General features: G+C 51.1%; 1 protein-coding gene. It reads left to right on the forward strand.

Translation table 11 applies throughout. From position 1 onward, the window contains the following. Window positions 1-92 precede the first annotated feature (92 nt). A protein-coding gene (locus ACT3T7_RS18400; RefSeq protein ID WP_444631927.1) for an IS5 family transposase occupies window positions 93-844 on the forward strand; the annotation gives its coding sequence in 2 pieces (ribosomal slippage) (window positions 93-321 and window positions 321-844; 753 coding nt in all). The last annotated feature ends 13 nt before the right edge of the window (window positions 845-857 follow it).

An 857-nucleotide genomic window follows, 5' to 3' on the forward strand; every position in this document is an offset into this window, starting at 1 on the left:
CTAGGGCGTGTCCTCATTTTGAAAGAAAGGCTGTCCCTCATTGATTTTCTGTGGGGTTATGCGACTCTTCTTAACAGAAGGGGAGTACAGCCATGACACGATATGTTTTGACCGATGACATTTGGGAACAGCTTCAAGTCACCATGAAAGCAAAGGGTTGCCACCGCTGGCCCAATGATCGAAATGTGATGGAAGCAATACTCTGGAAACTCCGAACCGGCGCTCCCTGGCGCGATGTTCCAAGTGAGTTTTGCCCCTGGAAAACGGCCTATAATCGCTTCAACCGCTGGGCCACCAAAGGACTGTGGGAGCAATTTTTTTTGAGCTACGAGGCGAAATTGATACGGAGTGGGTATTCGCCGACGGAAGTTACCTCCGCGCTCACCAGCATGCGAGTGGAGCTCGGCATGGAGAAGAGCGGGCCATTGGAAAATCACGAGGAGGAGCTACCACCAAACTTCATATGCTCGCCGATGCGCATGGAAATCCGGTCGATTTTGAAGTCACTGGGGGTAACGTCCACGACGCCACGGTTGCAGAGCACCTCATAAAGAAGGTCGATCAAGCCGACCACTTCATTGCTGACAAGGGCTATGATTCAGAGGGCATCCGTGACCATGCCAGGGCAGGGGGCATCAACCCGATCATCCCCAAAAGATCAAACAACAAGACGCCAAATCCGGAGTTTGACGCCTTTCTCTACAGGCATCGCCATTTGGTAGAAAACCTCTTTGCTCGGCTGAAACACTTTCGCAGCATTGCCACTCGCTTTGAGAAACTGGCACGAAATTTCAAATCCATGGTTTACCTGGCGTGCACCTTCATTTGGTTGAAAATGAAATGAGGACACGCCCTAA

This window comes from Halomonas sp. 111 (assembly GCF_052379685.1).
Classification (GTDB): Bacteria; Pseudomonadota; Gammaproteobacteria; order Pseudomonadales; family Halomonadaceae; genus Vreelandella; species Vreelandella citrativorans.